This is a genomic window from Lysinibacillus sp. A4 (genome assembly GCF_024919535.1).
Classification (GTDB): domain Bacteria; phylum Bacillota; class Bacilli; order Bacillales_A; family Planococcaceae; genus Lysinibacillus; species Lysinibacillus capsici.
Map to the genome: position 1 here is coordinate 83,886 of NZ_JANWTB010000002.1, position 17,823 is coordinate 101,708.

The following is a 17,823-nucleotide window of genomic DNA, read 5'->3' on the forward strand; positions in this document are numbered from 1 at the left end:
AGATTAAAGCTCATTTCTAAGATTCGTGCGAATTTCCTTTTGCTTTAACTTTATTAATTCTATGATACTTTTACAGATTCTTTTAAGTGACTCATTTGATTTGTAAGTGAGTGAGATAATACTACCACCTTCTATCATGCTAAAGACTAAATACGCCATTTCTGTAGCTTCCTCAGGGGGCCAATTTGACTGGATAAACTTTTCTCTTACTATCATGATAAGTTCTTCATAAGCATTCTTGCATGCTAAACGAAGTTGCTCACTCATATGCCAAGTTTCCAAAGAAATAAGTGCTAGTGGAATTCCATCATGTGCAATTTTTGGATTAAAGCTTAAACATTGACCAAAAAAACACTCTAAAGCTTTTATTACATCATCCTGCTGTGAAAATAAATTTCTCAACGCTTGAGCAGCAAAATCTTTTGTTCTGTTAATTGCCTCTGTCGCTAATTGCTCCTTGCCTTCAGGAAAATAATAATAAAGCGAACCTTTTGGACAACCCGACTCTTTAATAATTTGATTTAATCCAGTAGCATGGTACCCTTGTTTTTGAAACAGTGTTGACGCGGTCGATAAAATTTTCATTTTACTTTCTTGATTTCTAGGCATTTTCCCCTCCAAATTTATAATGACTGGTCTATATAGTAAATTGTTGAGATTATAAAGTCAATAGAACTGATTATAGCTTTCCCTTTACTCGTTTAATAGTTAGTACATTAACTCTAATTCCTCTCCTTTCATGATTAGTTGTTCTACATCAGAAAATTTTTAAATTACCAATTAATTCAGACTGCTTTTCACCTAGATTAAAATTTTTTAAAATCATCACCTTCTTTTTTTCTCTTCATATTCTATAGAATCAGAATATTGAGGGGGAAACGTATGGGGATTGAATTCACAGCTCTCCATTGGATTTACGTGGTTTTTATTGTGCTCATCATCGGATTTATGGTTAAACGTCGCGATACCACCCTCATTTGTGTAGTAGGCATCTTTATGCTAGCGATTGTTGCAACTGGTGATTTTACCTCGTCCATAAGTGGTGTGTTTAACAGCTTTATTTATGCCATAACTGAGCTGCTATCAACGATTCTTATTATTTCGATTATCGTGGCGATGAGTCGGGTCATGATGTCTTCCGGTATTAATGAGGTTATGATAGCCCCTTTCACAAAGATCATTAAAACACCCGCACTCGCTTATTGGACGATTGGACTCTTAATGATGTTTATTTCTTGGTTTTTCTGGCCATCACCTGCAGTAGCGCTATTAGGAGCAGTGCTCTTGCCTGTTGCGATTCGGGCGGGCCTCCCAGCACTGGGGGTTGCCATGGCGATGAACTTATTTGGGCATGGTATTGCGTTATCGAGTGATTTTGTCATTCAAGGGGCTCCAAAATTAACGGCTGATGCTGCTGGTATCCCTGTTGGAGATGTTGTTTCAGCCAGTATTCCACTGGTTATCACCATGGGCGTTGTAACGACAATTGTTGCTTATATTTTTTTACGACGTGATATGAAACGAGGAACACTACTTTTAAATACTGGCAACCATGAGGAAGAGGATAGTGAACAAGAAACTGCGGAAAACTTACTGTCAAATGGGCAAAAACGATTCTTCGCCGTACTTATTCCTATTGCCTTTATCTTAGACGTTATCGCTATGTCGGTATTCAATTTAACGGGCGGCGATGCAACGGCTTTAATCGGTGGAACCTCTGTTTTTATTTTATTGTTGCTTAGTATGGTTGCTCATAAATCAGCGGGGTTAGAAAAGACAACAAGTTATTTGATTCAAGGATTTCAATTCGGCTTTAAAGTCTTCGGACCCGTAATTCCAATTGCTGCTTTCTTCTATCTTGGAGATGCTGGCTTTACACAAATTCTTGGAGATCACCTCCCCGCTACTTCACACGGGATTGTCAATGATCTGGGTGTCGGTCTTGCAGCAATAGTTCCGTTAACAAAGGAAATTGCTGTTGTCACGCTAGCAGTTGTTGGCGCTATTACAGGATTAGATGGTTCTGGCTTTTCAGGAATTTCTCTTGCTGGCTCTGTTGGCAGTTTGTTCGGTAATGCTATTGGTGAAGGAACTGCAACTTTAACAGCTTTAGGGCAAATCACAGCGATTTGGGTTGGTGGTGGTACACTAATTCCTTGGGCATTAATCCCAGCAGCTGCTATTTGTAATGTCAGCCCATTTGAGCTGGCAAGACGAAATTTAATTCCTGTAGTCATTGGACTGATTGTGACAACGATAGTTGCTGTGTTTTTAATTTAATTTAATAAAAATAGTAAGAGATGGTCACTAGGTTATCAGTAGCCATCTCTTTCACTCTCCGTATAATACTTTTGTAAAATGTCATAAAACATTTCTTTTAGTTGAGATTTTTTCATGCCTAAAATATAAGCCTCTATCAATAATTGCTCCACTTTCATAGCTATTTGGTGACATGAAATAGTCGTTGCTTTATTAGGATCTACGATCACAAATGCTCTAGACTGAGGCTTAATGGTGATGATCCCCTTTTTTTGAAGCTCTTTGTAGCTTTTATGAACTGTATGCAGATTGAGGTTTGTTTGTGCCGCTAGCTGGCGAATTGAAGGCAAATGGTCCCCCTTTTTTAAGCTTCCAGTCGCTATGGATAAAAGCAACTGCTGTGTTAGTTGTTGATAATATGGAATTTTGCTTCTTCGATTTACTTTTACATTCATTTGTCGAGGATTTCCTCCATATTAAAATTTCTTTTTGGCAATAAAATGATGCATGATAGCCATCATGAATAGTACAAGTAACAGTGTGACAATTATATTAAAGCTATACCATTTTTCAATGTCACCTGTCATTATTATCGTTGTAGCATACAAACTATTACTAGCTGGATTTATGACATCTAAGAATGGATGTAAGCCAGCACAAAAACGACAAATAAATAAGACACCAATACTAATTAACGCAATAAATGGTGTACTATTAAAAAATGTACTCATCATGGCAACAAATGTAATGACAAACAACAGCCAAATACAATAAAATGCTAGAGCTATCAATGCGCGTGTTATCGGTACAGAGGTAAATAAATAAGATGTATAGCCAAGAGACATTGCATAGCCAAGCGTAATACATAGGACAGCTAAAGCATAATGCGTAAGGAGTTTACTGTTTAAGTAGGATGTGATTGATACTGGCCTTGTTAAAATGAAGGCCATCATTCCATTGGCTTTTTCTCCTTGAATTATACCCATCGTTGCAATAGCAAGGATGATTATACCTAATTGGTCAAATTGCGAATTAAGGGTTGAAGCAAGCACTTCTTCTCCCCCTGGCTTTGCCATTGTTGGATCAATTATAATCCCTTCTATACCACCCATTGATTGTAAAATAGCAGGCAAAAAATACATCGTAATCGGCTGAGTTAAACCTAGAAGGATATAGACGATTGGTAGCCAAACGACTTTATATTCCTTTGTCATTTGATTCATTTCTTTTTTACTTAGTGCGATAAATGTATTCACTTCAAATTACACCACCAATTCTAAAAATATTTCTTCTAAGCTTTCTTGAAGGCCAAGATCAAACTTTGTAAATAGTACATTTGAATCCAATCCGTACTTGAGCAATCGATGGGCGTCCTCTTCCAAGTGATTGACATATACTTTAAAACCATCCCCACAATTTTCGATTCTCTTTACATAAGGTAAATGTTCAATCGTTGTTAGCCACTTAACATCTTTCTTTTGAACCGCTAAAAAGATAGCTGAATCTTGATAGCGATTAAGTAACTCTAATTTTGTTGCATCTTCTATTTTGTAACCATTTTTAATGACCACAAAGCGCTCACAAACTTCCTCCGCATCGCCTAAAATATGTGTAGAAAGTAATATGGTCGTTTCTTTTTTTATGTCTTTTAATAGATTCAGCACTTCACGTCTACCGATTGGATCTAAGGCTGAAACTGGTTCATCCATAATGATGAAAGCTGGCTTGTGTAATAAAGCTTGTGCGATTCCAAGACGCTGTTTCATACCTCCTGAAAATGTTCCAACATGAGCATGTGCTTCTTTTCCTAAGCCCACCTTTTCCAGAAGAATCGGGATATCTTTTTGTAATTGATCGTTCGAAATACCCGAAAGTGTCCCCATAAAGGCTAAAGTTTCAGATGCTGTCATCCACGAGAAGAAATTAGGATACTGTGGTAAATAACCAATATGATTTTTCATCTTTGAAATTTTTTGCCCATCAAGTACAATGTCCCCTTCATCTGCATAAAGAATATCAGCAATGATCTGAATTAATGTGGATTTCCCTGCCCCATTTGGTCCAATAAGTCCTACACATTCATTCGAATCTATCACCATTGAAAAACTACTTACTGCCGTTTTCTGTTTAAATTTTTTCGTAATATTTTTAATTTCTAAGCGCACGTTTATTGACATCCTTTCTACCCATCACGAAGTAGAGAACAGAACCAATTGTATTAAAGAACAAAATAATAATGGCCCACATTAGTATGTTTTCTCTACTAGCTCTGTGTTTATATAAATCTATTAGTGCAATAGTGATAAGTAAAAAACCTACGAGTACAAATGGTAAAAGAATGGGTAATATGCTTGCCCAATCAATTTGATTTAAGTCTTCAAAACCATAGTGTAATTTCATTTTTTATAACCCCTTTCATTATCATTATCAATAATGATAACAAAAGAATGAAAAAATTTCATTACCTTTTTACTGTACATCTTTAAAAAAACGCTATAATATATTTTTTGATAATGTTCTCAAATTGATAACATTTGAATGCTTCCCTTGATACTATCTCATTTTCTGGTAGGAGGATCGGTTTATGCGTAATAAAGCAGAGGTATTAATGCACCCTGTGAGAATGAAAATTTTACAAGCTCTGATGCACAATAAAGAAGAGGGTTTAAGCACATTGGAGATGATTTCTGTCATTAAAGATGTACCACAAGCCACTCTATATCGTCATATCCAAATTTTAGTCGATGAAAATATTATAAAAATTGTGAAAGAGCGAAAAGTTCGTTCAGTTACAGAGAAGTTTTATGCATTAAATGAAGGAGCAGCAAAACTTAGTAAGGAGGATTGGACTCAACTCACAACCAAGCAAAAATTAAATTATATTTCCTACTATCAATTGGCTTTACTATCTCAATATCAAAATTATTTGCAATCACTTGATGAAAAAGAAAGCACAACAGATTTAGCAACTTTTTCTTTAATCGACTTAACGTTAACGGACGATCAATTCAAAAACTTTGAAAATGAATTAAACGATTTATTAACTAAATACTATAATATGACCGACTCAAACAAAGGTTTGGAGACTAAAACAATTGCTTTAAATATTATTCCAAAACCTTAGGTACTATTGACGTAGAGAAATGGAGAAGATTTATGAAAAAAGGAAAGTCACTAGAAAATATACGAAAATTAATTATGATCATTATTGGGGCAGTTATAGCCGCATACGGACTAGAGGCCGTGTTAATTCCGAATGCTGTCATTGATGGCGGTGTAACAGGTCTTAGTATTATGGGTGCGCACCTCTTCGGTATCCCATTAGGCGTACTGCTCTTTGTATTAAATATTCCGTTCATTTATATCGGCTACAAGCAAGTTGGAAAAACCTTTGCCTTAATGAGTAGTGCTGGTATTGCAGCTTTATCGATTTCTACAGTGCTTTTACATGACGTCAAAACCATTTTAGGCCCAAATGATCCCCTCCTAATTGTTTTATCTGGCGGTATGCTCCTTGGTGTGGGGATTGGTATTGTCCTACGAAATGGTGGCGCTTTAGATGGCTCAGAGGTTTTAGCTGTACTATTGTCACGTAAGATTCCATTTTCAGTCGGCGATATTATATTATTTATCAATGCCTTTATTTTCATAGGGGCAAGCTTTATCTTTGGCTTAGAGAGTGCTCTTTACTCAGCGTTAACTTACTATATTGCCAAAAATGTTATCGATATAATCCAAGTTGGTTTAGAAAAATCAAAAGAAGTTCGTGTGGTTAGTGGAAAATCCGAGGAGATTGGAGACGCTATTCAAGCCCGCTTAGGACGTGGTGTTACCTATACACATGGACGTGGTGGTTTCTCCAATGAACCAACAGAAATCTTAAACTGTGTCATTAACCGTATGGAAGAAAATAAATTAGTTTCGATTATTAAAGACATCGACGAAGGCGCTTTTGTTGTCATTTCTGACGTGTCAGAAGTTCGTGGTGGTAACTTTAAGAAACGCGATATCCATTAATTTCAAAGTAAGTAAGGCGCATCATACCTTACTTACTTTTTTATTTAGTTGCCGCTTCATATTTTACGCCACCTATTAAACATAATCCTCCCAGCATTACTACTAAGGAAGCCCCAACTAAGGCATACTGATAGCTATTTGTGTAACTTGCAAGTGTTCCAGCAATGGATGGACCAATCATTTGTCCAAGCGCATAGCCAGCTGTTAAATACCCTATTATTTGATGACTATTAATTGGTGCAAGCTTCCTCGCTAATGTTGTACAAAGTGTTGTAATTCCCATAAAGGTTGCCCCAAAAATGAAGGCACTAGCATAAAGGGTCATCGAATTTGTAGCTAGCGCAGGTAAAACAATACCTATCGCTTGCAGTAGCATAGAGATGAGCAAAATTTTCACATGGCCATAGCGCTGTGCTAGCTTAGACCAAACGATACATGAGGGAATTGCTGCAACACCCACAACAAACCATACAAAGGCTGCATCTCCATGAAAGCTTGTCGACTCCTGTGCAATTGATACAATAAATGTGCCTGTGACAATATAGCCAAGCCCCTCTAAGCTATAAGCGATGATTAACCATTTCATCCAAGACTGAGGAGGCGTTTTCTGTGAAATTATCTGGCTTTCCACTAGTTGTTTACTTGGTGTAATAGGCTTAATGAATAGTACAATCAAGACAAACAATACAATACTAAATAAAGCTAATACGATCCATGTTCCATTCCAATGGAAAACAGCTTGGATTGGTGAAACAATTACCGCACTTAATGCAATCCCTATTCCTACCCCACTATAGAACAGCCCCGATAGATGCATATGACTACTGCTGGCTAACTGGTCTAGTATAAGGCTTGTTATAACAACAAAAATAAAAGCACTCACAACACCCGATATAAATCGTAATAAATACCAAATGATGATTACACTTGTAAAGCCCATGAAGGCTGTTGTTAAAATGCTGATAACAAGGGTAATTTGCAAAAAGAGAATACGTTTATTCCCTATTGGTAAACGGCCTGCCACCCAGGCTCCAATCAAATAGCCCAAGTAATTACTCGTTGCTAAGTAACCTGCTGTCGCTCGGCTAAATTCAAAAGCTTCTTGCATATAAGGTAAAATAACCGTATACGAAAAACGTCCGATGCCCATAGCAATAACTAAAGCAAAAATGCCCCCGATTAAATAGCGTACGGTTTGCTTGTGCATATCATCACTCCTTCTATTTCACTATATCGAACATCTAGGTATCACAAATAGATCTAATTCTTTATAATAAGTATCAATAAAATTGATAACTGGAGGGCATATGAATATTAATGATTTAACGATTTTTCGAACAGTCGTCCAAACAGGTAGCTTTTCTAAAGCTGCCACAGCACTTAATTACACTCAATCCAACATCTCTATGAAAATACAAAGTCTTGAGGCACTCTACGATACAACCTTTTTTTATCGTGGACATCGAGGAATACGGCTAACACCAAAAGGAGAACAATTCTACGAGTTAGTCCTAAAAATGCTTCATCTCTATGAAAAAACCTTTGAGATCATACATGATACAGAAGAACAACGAGGCGTTTTACGAATTGGTTCAATGGAAACAACTGCAGCCTTACATTTACCAACTTTGTTAAGCACATTTCATCAAGCATATGAACAAGTGGATATCACCATATTAACAAGCCCTTCTCAGCACAATATTGAACGGGTTGAAAACTATGAACTTGATGGCGCATTTGTTACTGGACCTATTTATAGAGAAAATATAATGATGAAAGAGTTTGTCTGTGAAGAGCTTGTTATTCTCACTTCTAGCAAGCATAAACCTATTAAGCATCTCAAAGATTTAGAGGGAAGCACCGTGATTACATTCCGCCATGGCTGTTCCTATCGAGCCATCTTAGAACATTGGTTACATGAAGAAGGGATTCGACCACAAAATCGAATGGAGCTTGGTACGCTTGACGGTATTATTGGCTGTGTTGCTGCTGAGTTAGGCATTACCTTGCTACCACGTGCCATTGCGGAAAAATATATGGCAACACAAGCATTAACATTGCACAAGATAAAGAACAAGCAAGCACATATTCCTACATGGTTTATTTATCGTAAGGATGAAGTACAATCCCCCATCCTAACTTATTTTTTAGAAGCCATAGAAGCTTATGACTATCCGACAGTTTGAGGGTTCTATCCGTCATTTTAACAATTCTATCCTTCCCCTAATAAAAAAGCTGTTCAGTAGATTATCTCCACTGAACAGCTTTATATTAAGCAATAACGGTTTCCGCTATGTTAGAAGCATGATCACCGATTCTTTCTAAATTACTCACAATATCCGCAAATACAATACCTGCTGAACCTGAGCAAACTCCTTCATTTAATCGCTTAATATGCAATTTACGTAAACGTCTCTCCATATTATCAATTTCATTTTCTTTTTCTATCACTTGCTGTGCTAATGAAAGATCACGCTTATCAAGGGATTCGATAGACATTTTCACAGTATCTAATGTAAAAACAAACATATCTTCTAATTCCTTCATCGCTTGTTCACTTAAACGAACGCGATTACTATCCTTGTATTGCAGAAGCTCAATTATATTTTCTACATGATCACCAATTCGTTCGATATCACGAATATTTTCAAATAAGGCATGGTGCACTTGGGAATCATGGGTTGATAAAGATTGTTTTGATAACTCCACTAAATATTCCGTTGATTTGCGATCTAAATTATTAATGGCTTCTTCCAATTGGCCGACCTTGCCGATTAACTTAGCATCATCCGTTTTCAAAATCGTTAACGTTTCTTCTAGACCTTGAATACTATACTCGCCCATGCGAACTACTTCCATTTTTGCTTGACCTAATGCCACTGATGGTGATTTGATAAGCAAATTTTTATCCAAAAATTTTGGTTTGTATTCAATAACTGAATCTTCGCCTGGAATTAGTTTCGTTACGACATAAGCCCAAACACCTATGAATGGTAACTGAATGATTGTATTGATGACATTAAACGTTCCATGTGCAAAGGCTATTTGCATTTTCGGCTCTAAATTGAGCACCCCTGCAATCCATTCCACATAGTTCGTAAATAATCCCAATATGAGCATAAAGATAATTGTACCCACTACATTAAATAGCAAATGAGTGGCAGCTGCTCGTTTTGCTGCAATAGAAGCACCTAAAGCGGCTAGAATTGCTGTAATCGTTGTACCAATATTATCTCCAAACAAGACAGGTAATGCCCCGTGTAAAGTTATTAAATCTTCAGCATAAAGCCCTTGTAATATTCCTACTGTAGCTGAGGAAGATTGAACAATCAGGGTGAATATTGTTCCTACTAATACGCCTAAGATCGGCACATCAGACATTTGTACAGTCAAATCTAAAAATGGTTGCCAATCTCTAAGCGGCTTCATTCCACCACTCATAAGCTCTAAACCAATAAATAAACCTGCAAAGCCAAATAATACTTGCCCCATATTTTGAATGAAACTTTTCTTAAAGAAAAATAAACATATTGCGCCCACTGCCATAATTGGATATGCATAAGCACCCACATCTATTCCTATAATAAATGCTGTAATGGTTGTCCCAATATTAGCTCCCATAATAACGCCTATTGCTTGACGCAATTTCATAAGTCCTGCGCTCACTAGTCCAACGGTAATAACAGTTGTACCTGAACTTGATTGTATGAGAACTGTAACCACAATACCAACTAGTACACCCATCAATGGGTTTGTTGTAAATTTATCTAAAATATCTCTTAGTCGATCACCTGCAGCCCTCTGCAAGCCATCTCCCATAAATTTAATAGCGAAAAGAAATAAGCCTAACCCTCCAAGAAATTGGAAAATCATCTCCTGTACATTGATAGCCAATCCATTCAACCCTTTCCTTGTTGTCAGACTTTATTATTAATAGTTTTAAGCTAGCTGTACATATCATTTACAATGGATTAAATTAATGTTTACACACCCTTTACAATTAGTCCAAAAAACGGACATATTCAAATCAAATTCAACAAAAAACAAACAAAAAAACATGAAAAAATCTTCAATCAGATTTTCACATGTTTTCTTTTGACGACTGAATGCATTTCCATTAGGCTGTACTTAGACACTGAAGGGAGTTTTCTATGGATATTTTTATCGCTAGTAACCGCCAATTACCGATCCGCTACTATGTGCAGGAAGCAATTTGGATTCGACGTGGTGGCAGTATTAAGCTGCCAGATTTAACACTGCCATTTTTCGTTGAGGTAGAGATTAAAAATCAATATAATTTACATATCATTGCAGATTATATTATGGACTTTCAACGACAATACAAGCATACTGAAATCCAATTATTAATCAGAAACACAGCCACCCTTGTAACCCTGCAAGACATACTTTCACAACATAAACAAACACAACATGCTATTACTATTCTTCCATTGTAGTCTGTTATGAAGCTGTTAATGGCAATGTGATAATAAAGTACAGTGTCTCGTTTTTGTATTTTGCGTGAATCGTTCCTCCGTGAAGCTCCACTATGCTTTTCGCAATCGCTAGTCCAAGCCCTGAGCCCTCGGTTACATTTGTTCTCGATTGATCTTTTTTATAAAATCTCTCAAATAAACTAGCAAGCTCTACCGATGTAAAGGCATCACTTTGATTCGCTACACAAATACGTACATGATTTGCTTGTCCTTCAAGGGAAACCATAATTTTTCCTTCAGCTGTACTATAATTGATCGCATTGATGAGTAGATTATCAAATACTCGGACAATCTTTTCCGAATCCAGCGCAGCAAAAAAACGTCTCTCTGGAAAATGTTTTATAAAAATACGTTGTTTCTCCTCCGCTAATGGCACTAATTCCTCCATTAGTTGTTCGAGCAGCTCATTTACACAAACTTGTTGTCGCATTAAAGTATTTTTATCATTCGTGAGCTTAGTATATTCAAATAAATCGTCTATTAAATTTTTTAATTGCTCGGATTTAGAAAAGGCTATTTTCAAATATTCGTCATATTGCTTTTTCGTCTCATACTTTTCTTCTCTTAATAAACGTAAATAACCCATAATTGAGGTAAGAGGTGTTCTAAGGTCATGTGAAACATTAGTAATGAGCTCGTTTTTCTGTTGCTCAATTTTTCTCTCCATCTCGATACTTGTCATAATTTCTTCTGCCATTTGATTAACATTATCCGTTAGTAAAGCAATTTCATCCTGGCCTTTTTTCTCAATACGAAAGGCTAAATTTCCTTTTGCAATTTCCATAACCCCCTCCGCTAATGCCTCAATTTGATCCATTTTGCGTTTTGTTATAGAGAAAAATGATACGATAAACAACATAACACCAATGAAAAAAGGTATGGGGCCTTCATTCGTACTGGTGATGGCTTCTCCTTGTGGAAGCCCACTAACAAAGAAATAATAATTTTTATCTTGTAAAGTTAGTGGCACTAATGTAGTAAACTCCTTACGAGAAGTTTCGATCACATGATGGGCATTTTCAAAAGGTTGATTCATTGTAAGGTCCATGACATGCCTTATTTCTTCATGCAAATCGATTTGTTGCTCCTTTACCTGCTTTGTTTTATATAAGATCTTCCCTGTTTCATCTGTGACGACAATTTTTAATGCATTATCCTCATTTTCTATTTTTCCATTTTCTTGATTGATCAATTCTCTTAATGCTTCAACACTATTTTCTTGGGTTGCCAATGCTGCTGTATCCTGTGCATGATAATACATCATCTTCATACTACCACTATAATCCACAATCACGGTCTCATTGATATTCTCAAAAAATGGCACTACTGCACGAGCCACTAAAAAACTGCCAAGTGCACATAATAAAAACGTTGTAAATAGTTGAATGCGAATGCTATGTTGAATATTAATTTTTATTTTCGCACCAATATATTTCAGAAACCTTGGGAACTTTAAAAGCCTAAAGAACTTTTTCAACTTTATACCCTACTCCCCATACGGTTTTAATATATTGTGGATTCCTTGGATTTGCCTCAATTCGCTCTCTAATTTTTCGAATATGTACCATTACAGTATTTTCTGATTGAAATGCTTCCTCTTTCCAAACTTTTTCATAGATTTGCTCTGCACTCATGACAATGCCAGGGTTACTAACAAGCAATTCCAAAATAGCAAACTCCCTAGGTGTCAGCTTTACTCTTTCATTGTTAACAAAAACTTCATGTGTCGCTGTATTGATCCGTAGATCCCCAACTTCCAGCTCCTCTTTATTGCTGCTATTTATGCCACTCATTTTCAGATAGCGACGAAGCTGTGATTTAATGCGGGCAATTAGCTCTAACGGATTAAAGGGCTTAGTCACATAATCATCAGCACCTATTGTTAATCCACCAATCTTATCCATATCTTGAGATTTGGCCGTTAGCATAATAATAGGCATTTCTGCTATTTCTCCTACCTTCATACACATTTTAATGCCATCTACTTTAGGCATCATTAAATCCAGTACGATTAAATGTACTTTATGCTTTTTTACTAACTGTAAGCCCTCTTCTCCATCACATGCCTCTAACACATGAAACCCCTCATTTTTCAAATAAATGCCTATCAGATTTCTTATCTCTTTTTCATCATCTACAATTAAAATTGTTTCATTACTCATCGAATCCCACCATTAATCAAATATTTATCATTCATAAGGTTCTTCCATTTTAGCTATTTTTTTATTTTCCGTATATAAAAATAATAAATACAGCTAACAATCACGATGAATAACCCAAAGTAAATACCATATTTCGTAGCAATCAAAGAAATATATTCAATTTGACTGCCGAATAATAAACCTAGTGTAAAATAAATCAATGTCCAAACGAAACCTGTTGTATAGGAAAATAAGGCATATGTTTTAAAAGGCATCTTATTCATTCCCACCAAGTAAGGGAGGATATGTCGAACAATTGGAATAAAGTAACTCGGGACTAATGCAAAGTGTCCATATTGATCTAACAATTCTTTTGATTTGGATAAGTACTTTGCCCTTTTCTTTTTCACAAGCTTATCAAGTACACGATGACCAAATAGTTTTCCAAGTATAAATCCTAGAGAAAGCCCTGAAACAACGCCTAAATAAGTAAGTAAGAAAGATTTCCATATGTCCAATTTTCCTAGCGACGATAGAAAACCACCACTCATGACAATCATTTCATCTGGTAACGGCATGCCTATGATCCCTAGCCATAAACTAAAAAACAAAGCAAAATAGCCATATTGTTCAATAAATAATAAAAGATCCTTTAGCTCCATTAGCTGGCCCTCGTATTTCCTAGCCTACAGCTCAATACATAGGCTGGTGGCATATTAATCCATACTTTCTCATGTGAAATATCCTGAAAATAGGTTTGAAAAAATGATTTTTTCACAAGTGAGTATTGGAAGGTAATGAATTTTCCATTGTACAAACAATCCTTCACATTTCTTAAAATACAGCACGATACTTCCGCCTTTAACGATGTAAATGGCAGTCCAGAAATAACATAATCTACTTTTTCGATATTCAAATCCGTCAAATATTGCTTCAAATTTTCTGCTGAACCATGGATCACTACAACATTGGCTACATGAGCAAATTGCCTACGCAGTTTCTCACAAAAAATCCCATTATGTTCAATGAGAACAAGCAATGTAGCTGACTTTTTTCTTTTCACAAGCTCCTTTGTAAAGGCCCCCATCCCAGGACCAAGCTCTATAATGCATTGAGCCGTTTCAAAGCAAATAGGCTGTACCATTTTATGCGCTAATTTCTTAGAACTAGGTGATATGGCGCCTATTGTTTTTGGATGCTTTATAAATTCAGTAAGGAAGGTAATAAGCTGCATTTAGTTGTCTCCTCGCTTTGCTTTCTTTATTGGTGTTTTTAACTATAAAGAGACTTTCTTAAAGATTTGCAAGGAGAATTCTTAACTTTTTCTTAATAATTGACATTATTTAGTTAGTAGATCAACACGATCTTTATAGGGTGAAAACAAAAAAAGTCACTCATTTTCATTTCATGAGTGACTTAATTGCTTGATTTCTATATTCATCTCCATTTTTCCGTTTACACTCTTCATCCCTAAATGCTCGTAAAATTCAATTTCATTGGTATTGAACTTACACAGTTAATTCTATAGATGTAGCCCCCCATTCTTTACCACGTTCAAGTAACCGTTTCCCCAAGATGATTGATCGCAATATAATCTTCATTTTTAGCTGTATCAATAGTAATGACCATATTTTCCTCTCTTCTTATAAAGGCATGGTCCTTTCTTATACGACTTATTGTAATGTTAATCTTTTACTCTATGTCTCATGATTCCGTTTATACTCCCTCTTATAATTAATTGCCCTAAAACATAAAAAAATGAAACAAAGATAATGGCTCCGTCTCTTCCAAAAGGCTTAAACCAACTTCCATCATCATCTATAAAAAAATGGCCTAACATTAAAGACAAAGCAGTCATTAAAAAATTTAGGACAATGAACAAAGGTAGATGAACATTTCTAGACACTATGCCAACTCCAATGATGAAAAAAAGAAATAACGGAAATAAGAAGCTAGCCTCTTGGTTTGAGAGGTGACTATTATACTCGTAAAAATGAAATAAAAACGGAAATGGAAATAGTGACAACATACTTTGAATAAATCTTTTCATTTCAGCTACACCTCAAAAATTATAATATGATTATTTAATTGTAATTTTACACTAAAAATAATCTTTTATCTATAAAAAATAAAATGTATAGAACGGTGATTCTTCTGTATGAACTTCCTTCTGAACATCAGTACAATTTCCTTTAAGATTCATAAAAGATTAAAAGGTACTTCGTTCTAATGACTATTTCCTACATAAAATAGGCATACAATTGCTGCCAATCGAATAGAAACCTATATAGAGTACATTTAGTCATGGGAAAAATAAAGTGGGGTGTGTAAGGATGCTTAAAGTAAATGATGCAAAAGAAATGGTACTTGAAATTGTGCAAGATGACCCATTGTATGTTGCACTGCAACATACACCTTTAGAGGAAAACCTCTATAATGATGGGTATTTAGCAGAGATCGATGAATCGAAACACTATACAATTGCAGAAGTCGCGGGCTGGTTTGATATTACAGACGCCATGCTTCGCTACTATTTAAAACCGTTTGAACAGTATATTTTTGACAATGCTTCGCCCAATACAAATAGTAATATTCGTTTAAACCTACCTGCTATATTGAGATTGCGCATGATTTTATTATTGAAGGATGAGTATCGTGTGAGGGGGATTAAATTATTGCTAGGTATTGATGATAACGGTCAACTGCTGAAACACCAAATTACCGCAACGACCATGGATTCTGAGGATTTATCACATAAAATCGATTTGCTTGGAAACGTCCTACAGCAAATGATTCAAACAGGTCTTTTTCAGATTTTGCCGAATGAAGAGCAAGGGACGTTACAAGTTAACATTAATCAGGACTTTCTTGACAAAAACATTCAACGTCTTTCGACCGATTCTGTCCTTCAAGTGGAAGAAATTCAAAAAGAAACGTTGGAGCTAAAGCAGGAAAATGAGCATCTACAAAATCAAATTACCGAGCTGCAAGAAAATAGCGTGAAGGACATTGTCCAAAAGATTAGAGAGCGTCATATAGAAAATGAAATCGTTTCTACATTACGTACAGAAGCATTACAGCAATATTCCCAAAATCATAAAGTCGGTTTTTTCACCAAATTTTTTAAGTCCGCACAAATTGAAATGGACAAAGAGCAATTCGTTCTAAGCTATATTTCAAAGCATTTAGAAGAACGTTTAGAAATTGCATTGAACAATTATTATGATAAGTAAACTGAAGCCATGGAGAGCATGAGTGAGACTATTGGAAATGGTCACAATCATGTTCTTTTTTATTTTCCCAAATCACATTGACCACAGTAGTCAATTTCTATATAATGGCATAAAATATAACGGAAAGGAGTAAAAAATTGTATCAAGCTTTTATGAATTTAACCGAAGAAAAGCGCCAAGCAATTATTAATGCTGCCTTAAGGGAATTTTCGCTCAATAACTATGCTACCGCTTCAACAAACAAAATTGTGAGCAATGCCAATATTTCAAAAGGCATTTTATATCACTATTTTGGTAGTAAAAAAAATTTATATCTTTTCTTATATGACTATACAACTACTATATTCTCCGAGGCTCTTAATCGCCAAATTGATTTAGCAGAGCCTGATATTTTTAAGCGTTATGAACAGATTATGAAAATTAAAATTGAACTCATGAAGCAATATCATGCGCTGTTTGATTTTTTGAAAAAGGCCTATGCTGAAACAAGCTCTGAGGTACGAGATGAACTAAATCATTATAATGCCGCTTTTCAAAAAAATGCTTATGCAAGAGCATTTGAAGGAATTGATACGAGTTTATTCCGTGAAAATTTGGATACAAAAAAGGCAATTGATACTATTCAATGGGTAACAGATGGCATCAGTCATCGTTATGAGGAAAGATTAAAAGCGCATGCAGATAATCAAGAGCTCTTTAACGAAACAGTCGAGCAATGCATGAAAGAGGCTAGTGAATATTTTCTATTTTTGAAAACATTATTGTATCAATAAAATGGGGTGAGTGACATGTCCATGATTGAAGTAAACCATTTAACTAAAAAGTTTGGCGATTTTTATAGTATACAAAATGTACATCTACAAATTCCAAAGGGTGAAGTGTTCGGTTTTTTAGGACCAAATGGGGCAGGAAAATCCACAACCATACGCCATTTAATGGGTTTTTTACAGCCAACTGAGGGCTCTTGTTTCATTAACGGTTTAAATTGTCGGGAGGCATCTGCAACCATTCAACAAGTTGTTGGCTATTTACCTGGAGAAATTGCGTTTATTGATAAAATGACGGGTAAGCAATTTATTCACTTTATTGCTAAGTTAAGAGGGATGAATGATTACACCCATGCCGAGGAATTAATGCATTTCTTTGAATTAGATGCTTCTGGGCTCATCAAAAAAATGTCGAAAGGTATGAAGCAGAAGGTTGGCTTAGTTTGTGCCTTCATGCATCATCCCGAAATTGTCATTCTAGATGAACCTACTAGTGGTTTAGACCCGCTCATGCAAACAAAATTTATTGAATTCATTTTAGCTGAAAAGGATAAAGGAACGACCATTTTCATGTCCTCTCATATGATTGAAGAAGTAGAGAAAACTTGTGATCGTGTAGCGATTATTAATGCAGGTAAAATCGTGGCGACTGAAACCATTACAGATCTAAAGAAACGTAAATCTAAAAAATACATGCTTGAGTTTCAAGATGAGCAAGAGCTCACTCGCTTCCTTGATGAGGAATATGTACTTGAACGTATCTCTTCTACAAAAGTTATGATTACTATAATGGGAGACCTTCAAGCATTTCTCCATACGCTATCTAACTATAAAATTATAGACTTAGACGTTATTTCCCAGTCACTAGAAGATATTTTTATGCATTATTACGAAAGTGGAGGTGCTTAAT

Annotated in this window: 20 protein-coding genes; 8 read left to right on the forward strand and 12 right to left on the reverse strand. The window is 35.7% G+C overall.

What is annotated here, in order from left to right:
• Positions 1-3: 3 nt before the first annotated feature.
• Entirely contained in the window at positions 4-609 is a 606-nt protein-coding gene (locus NY607_RS04435) for a TetR/AcrR family transcriptional regulator (RefSeq protein WP_259419216.1), read from the reverse strand.
• 273 nt (positions 610-882) lie between these two features.
• On the opposite strand from NY607_RS04435, the gene NY607_RS04440 reads away from it, so the two are divergent.
• The gene (locus NY607_RS04440; protein ID WP_237899897.1) at positions 883-2,280 is read left to right on the forward strand and encodes a hypothetical protein; all 1,398 of its coding nucleotides are present in this window, start codon (positions 883-885) and stop codon (positions 2,278-2,280) included.
• Positions 2,281-2,315: 35 nt separating this feature from the next.
• Here the strand turns inward: NY607_RS04440 and NY607_RS04445 are convergent, their stop codons facing one another.
• Genes NY607_RS04445 through NY607_RS04460 form a run of 4 tightly spaced genes read right to left on the reverse strand, consistent with a single transcriptional unit; the run spans position 2,316 to position 4,659 of the window.
• Positions 2,316-2,714 carry a GntR family transcriptional regulator gene (locus tag NY607_RS04445; protein WP_103117679.1) on the reverse strand — a complete coding sequence of 133 codons (399 nt, stop codon included), beginning with the start codon at positions 2,712-2,714 and terminating at the stop codon, positions 2,316-2,318.
• Between the two features lie 21 nt (positions 2,715-2,735).
• A complete protein-coding gene (locus NY607_RS04450) occupies positions 2,736-3,515 on the reverse strand; it encodes an ABC transporter permease (RefSeq protein ID WP_131519599.1) in 780 nt (259 codons plus the stop codon).
• A 6-nt stretch (positions 3,516-3,521) separates the two neighbouring features.
• Positions 3,522-4,424 (reverse strand): ABC transporter ATP-binding protein, encoded by a 903-nt coding sequence (locus NY607_RS04455; protein ID WP_259419217.1) that lies wholly within the window; start codon positions 4,422-4,424, stop codon positions 3,522-3,524.
• Positions 4,408-4,659 (reverse strand): PLD nuclease N-terminal domain-containing protein, encoded by a 252-nt coding sequence (locus NY607_RS04460; RefSeq protein ID WP_131519597.1) that lies wholly within the window; start codon positions 4,657-4,659, stop codon positions 4,408-4,410. Before NY607_RS04460 ends, NY607_RS04455 begins: the two co-directional genes overlap by 17 nt.
• 184 nt (positions 4,660-4,843) lie before the next feature.
• Between NY607_RS04460 and NY607_RS04465 the strand changes: the two genes are divergently transcribed.
• Positions 4,844-5,383: a transcriptional regulator gene (locus NY607_RS04465; protein WP_259419218.1), complete on the forward strand. Its 540-nt coding sequence runs from the start codon at positions 4,844-4,846 to the stop codon at positions 5,381-5,383.
• 32 nt (positions 5,384-5,415) lie between these two features.
• The gene (locus NY607_RS04470) at positions 5,416-6,276 is read left to right on the forward strand and encodes a YitT family protein (protein ID WP_004232402.1); all 861 of its coding nucleotides are present in this window, start codon (positions 5,416-5,418) and stop codon (positions 6,274-6,276) included.
• A gap of 40 nt (positions 6,277-6,316) precedes the next feature.
• On the opposite strand, the gene NY607_RS04475 is transcribed toward NY607_RS04470, so the two are convergent.
• On the reverse strand, positions 6,317-7,483 hold the full coding sequence (locus NY607_RS04475; protein WP_259419219.1) for a YbfB/YjiJ family MFS transporter: 1,167 nt from the start codon (positions 7,481-7,483) through the stop codon (positions 6,317-6,319).
• 100 nt (positions 7,484-7,583) lie between these two features.
• On the opposite strand from NY607_RS04475, the gene NY607_RS04480 reads away from it, so the two are divergent.
• Positions 7,584-8,462, forward strand: a complete 879-nt coding sequence (locus NY607_RS04480) for a LysR family transcriptional regulator (protein WP_237899895.1) — start codon at positions 7,584-7,586, stop codon at positions 8,460-8,462.
• Between the two features lie 85 nt (positions 8,463-8,547).
• On the opposite strand, the gene NY607_RS04485 is transcribed toward NY607_RS04480, so the two are convergent.
• Positions 8,548-10,149, reverse strand: coding sequence for a Na/Pi cotransporter family protein (locus NY607_RS04485; RefSeq protein ID WP_193767297.1), 1,602 nt, complete (start codon positions 10,147-10,149; stop codon positions 8,548-8,550).
• Positions 10,150-10,427: 278 nt separating this feature from the next.
• Here NY607_RS04485 and NY607_RS04490 point away from each other — a divergent pair, with 278 nt between their 5' ends.
• Complete coding sequence (locus tag NY607_RS04490; protein ID WP_131519593.1) at positions 10,428-10,733, forward strand: hypothetical protein; 306 nt, start codon at positions 10,428-10,430, stop codon at positions 10,731-10,733.
• 4 nt (positions 10,734-10,737) lie between these two features.
• On the opposite strand, the gene NY607_RS04495 is transcribed toward NY607_RS04490, so the two are convergent.
• From NY607_RS04495 to NY607_RS04515, 5 genes are all read right to left on the reverse strand, one after another.
• Complete coding sequence (locus NY607_RS04495) at positions 10,738-12,249, reverse strand: sensor histidine kinase (RefSeq protein WP_281115312.1); 1,512 nt, start codon at positions 12,247-12,249, stop codon at positions 10,738-10,740.
• On the reverse strand, positions 12,233-12,934 hold the full coding sequence (locus tag NY607_RS04500; protein ID WP_259419220.1) for a response regulator transcription factor: 702 nt from the start codon (positions 12,932-12,934) through the stop codon (positions 12,233-12,235). Before NY607_RS04500 ends, NY607_RS04495 begins: the two co-directional genes overlap by 17 nt.
• Positions 12,935-12,987: 53 nt before the next feature.
• The gene (locus NY607_RS04505) at positions 12,988-13,575 is read right to left on the reverse strand and encodes a DedA family protein (RefSeq protein WP_131519590.1); all 588 of its coding nucleotides are present in this window, start codon (positions 13,573-13,575) and stop codon (positions 12,988-12,990) included.
• Entirely contained in the window at positions 13,575-14,147 is a 573-nt protein-coding gene (locus NY607_RS04510; RefSeq protein WP_259419221.1) for a class I SAM-dependent methyltransferase, read from the reverse strand. The genes NY607_RS04505 and NY607_RS04510 overlap by 1 nt, the downstream gene beginning before the upstream one ends.
• A 450-nt stretch (positions 14,148-14,597) precedes the next feature.
• On the reverse strand, positions 14,598-14,963 hold the full coding sequence (locus NY607_RS04515) for a hypothetical protein (protein ID WP_259419222.1): 366 nt from the start codon (positions 14,961-14,963) through the stop codon (positions 14,598-14,600).
• Between the two features lie 283 nt (positions 14,964-15,246).
• On the opposite strand from NY607_RS04515, the gene NY607_RS04520 reads away from it, so the two are divergent.
• From NY607_RS04520 to NY607_RS04530, 3 genes are all read left to right on the forward strand, one after another.
• Entirely contained in the window at positions 15,247-16,146 is a 900-nt protein-coding gene (locus NY607_RS04520; protein ID WP_131519588.1) for a hypothetical protein, read from the forward strand.
• 137 nt (positions 16,147-16,283) lie between these two features.
• Positions 16,284-16,919 carry a TetR/AcrR family transcriptional regulator gene (locus NY607_RS04525; protein ID WP_259419223.1) on the forward strand — a complete coding sequence of 212 codons (636 nt, stop codon included), beginning with the start codon at positions 16,284-16,286 and terminating at the stop codon, positions 16,917-16,919.
• Between the two features lie 15 nt (positions 16,920-16,934).
• Positions 16,935-17,822 carry an ABC transporter ATP-binding protein gene (locus NY607_RS04530; protein WP_112117611.1) on the forward strand — a complete coding sequence of 296 codons (888 nt, stop codon included), beginning with the start codon at positions 16,935-16,937 and terminating at the stop codon, positions 17,820-17,822.
• The last annotated feature ends 1 nt before the right edge of the window (position 17,823 follow it).

Bases quoted from the DNA above. Each gene is read 5' to 3' on its own strand.
- NY607_RS04435 (WP_259419216.1), bottom strand. From the start codon at position 609: ATGCCTAGAAATCAAGAAAGTAAAATGAAAATTTTATCGACCGCGTCA.
- NY607_RS04440 (WP_237899897.1), top strand. From the start codon at position 883: ATGGGGATTGAATTCACAGCTCTCCATTGGATTTACGTGGTTTTTATT.
- NY607_RS04445 (WP_103117679.1), bottom strand. From the start codon at position 2,714: ATGAATGTAAAAGTAAATCGAAGAAGCAAAATTCCATATTATCAACAA.
- NY607_RS04460 (WP_131519597.1), bottom strand. From the start codon at position 4,659: ATGAAATTACACTATGGTTTTGAAGACTTAAATCAAATTGATTGGGCA.
- NY607_RS04465 (WP_259419218.1), top strand. From the start codon at position 4,844: ATGCGTAATAAAGCAGAGGTATTAATGCACCCTGTGAGAATGAAAATT.
- NY607_RS04470 (WP_004232402.1), top strand. From the start codon at position 5,416: ATGAAAAAAGGAAAGTCACTAGAAAATATACGAAAATTAATTATGATC.
- NY607_RS04475 (WP_259419219.1), bottom strand. From the start codon at position 7,483: ATGCACAAGCAAACCGTACGCTATTTAATCGGGGGCATTTTTGCTTTA.
- NY607_RS04480 (WP_237899895.1), top strand. From the start codon at position 7,584: ATGAATATTAATGATTTAACGATTTTTCGAACAGTCGTCCAAACAGGT.
- NY607_RS04485 (WP_193767297.1), bottom strand. From the start codon at position 10,149: ATGATTTTCCAATTTCTTGGAGGGTTAGGCTTATTTCTTTTCGCTATT.
- NY607_RS04490 (WP_131519593.1), top strand. From the start codon at position 10,428: ATGGATATTTTTATCGCTAGTAACCGCCAATTACCGATCCGCTACTAT.
- NY607_RS04500 (WP_259419220.1), bottom strand. From the start codon at position 12,934: ATGAGTAATGAAACAATTTTAATTGTAGATGATGAAAAAGAGATAAGA.
- NY607_RS04505 (WP_131519590.1), bottom strand. From the start codon at position 13,575: ATGGAGCTAAAGGATCTTTTATTATTTATTGAACAATATGGCTATTTT.
- NY607_RS04510 (WP_259419221.1), bottom strand. From the start codon at position 14,147: ATGCAGCTTATTACCTTCCTTACTGAATTTATAAAGCATCCAAAAACA.
- NY607_RS04515 (WP_259419222.1), bottom strand. From the start codon at position 14,963: ATGAAAAGATTTATTCAAAGTATGTTGTCACTATTTCCATTTCCGTTT.
- NY607_RS04520 (WP_131519588.1), top strand. From the start codon at position 15,247: ATGCTTAAAGTAAATGATGCAAAAGAAATGGTACTTGAAATTGTGCAA.
- NY607_RS04530 (WP_112117611.1), top strand. From the start codon at position 16,935: ATGTCCATGATTGAAGTAAACCATTTAACTAAAAAGTTTGGCGATTTT.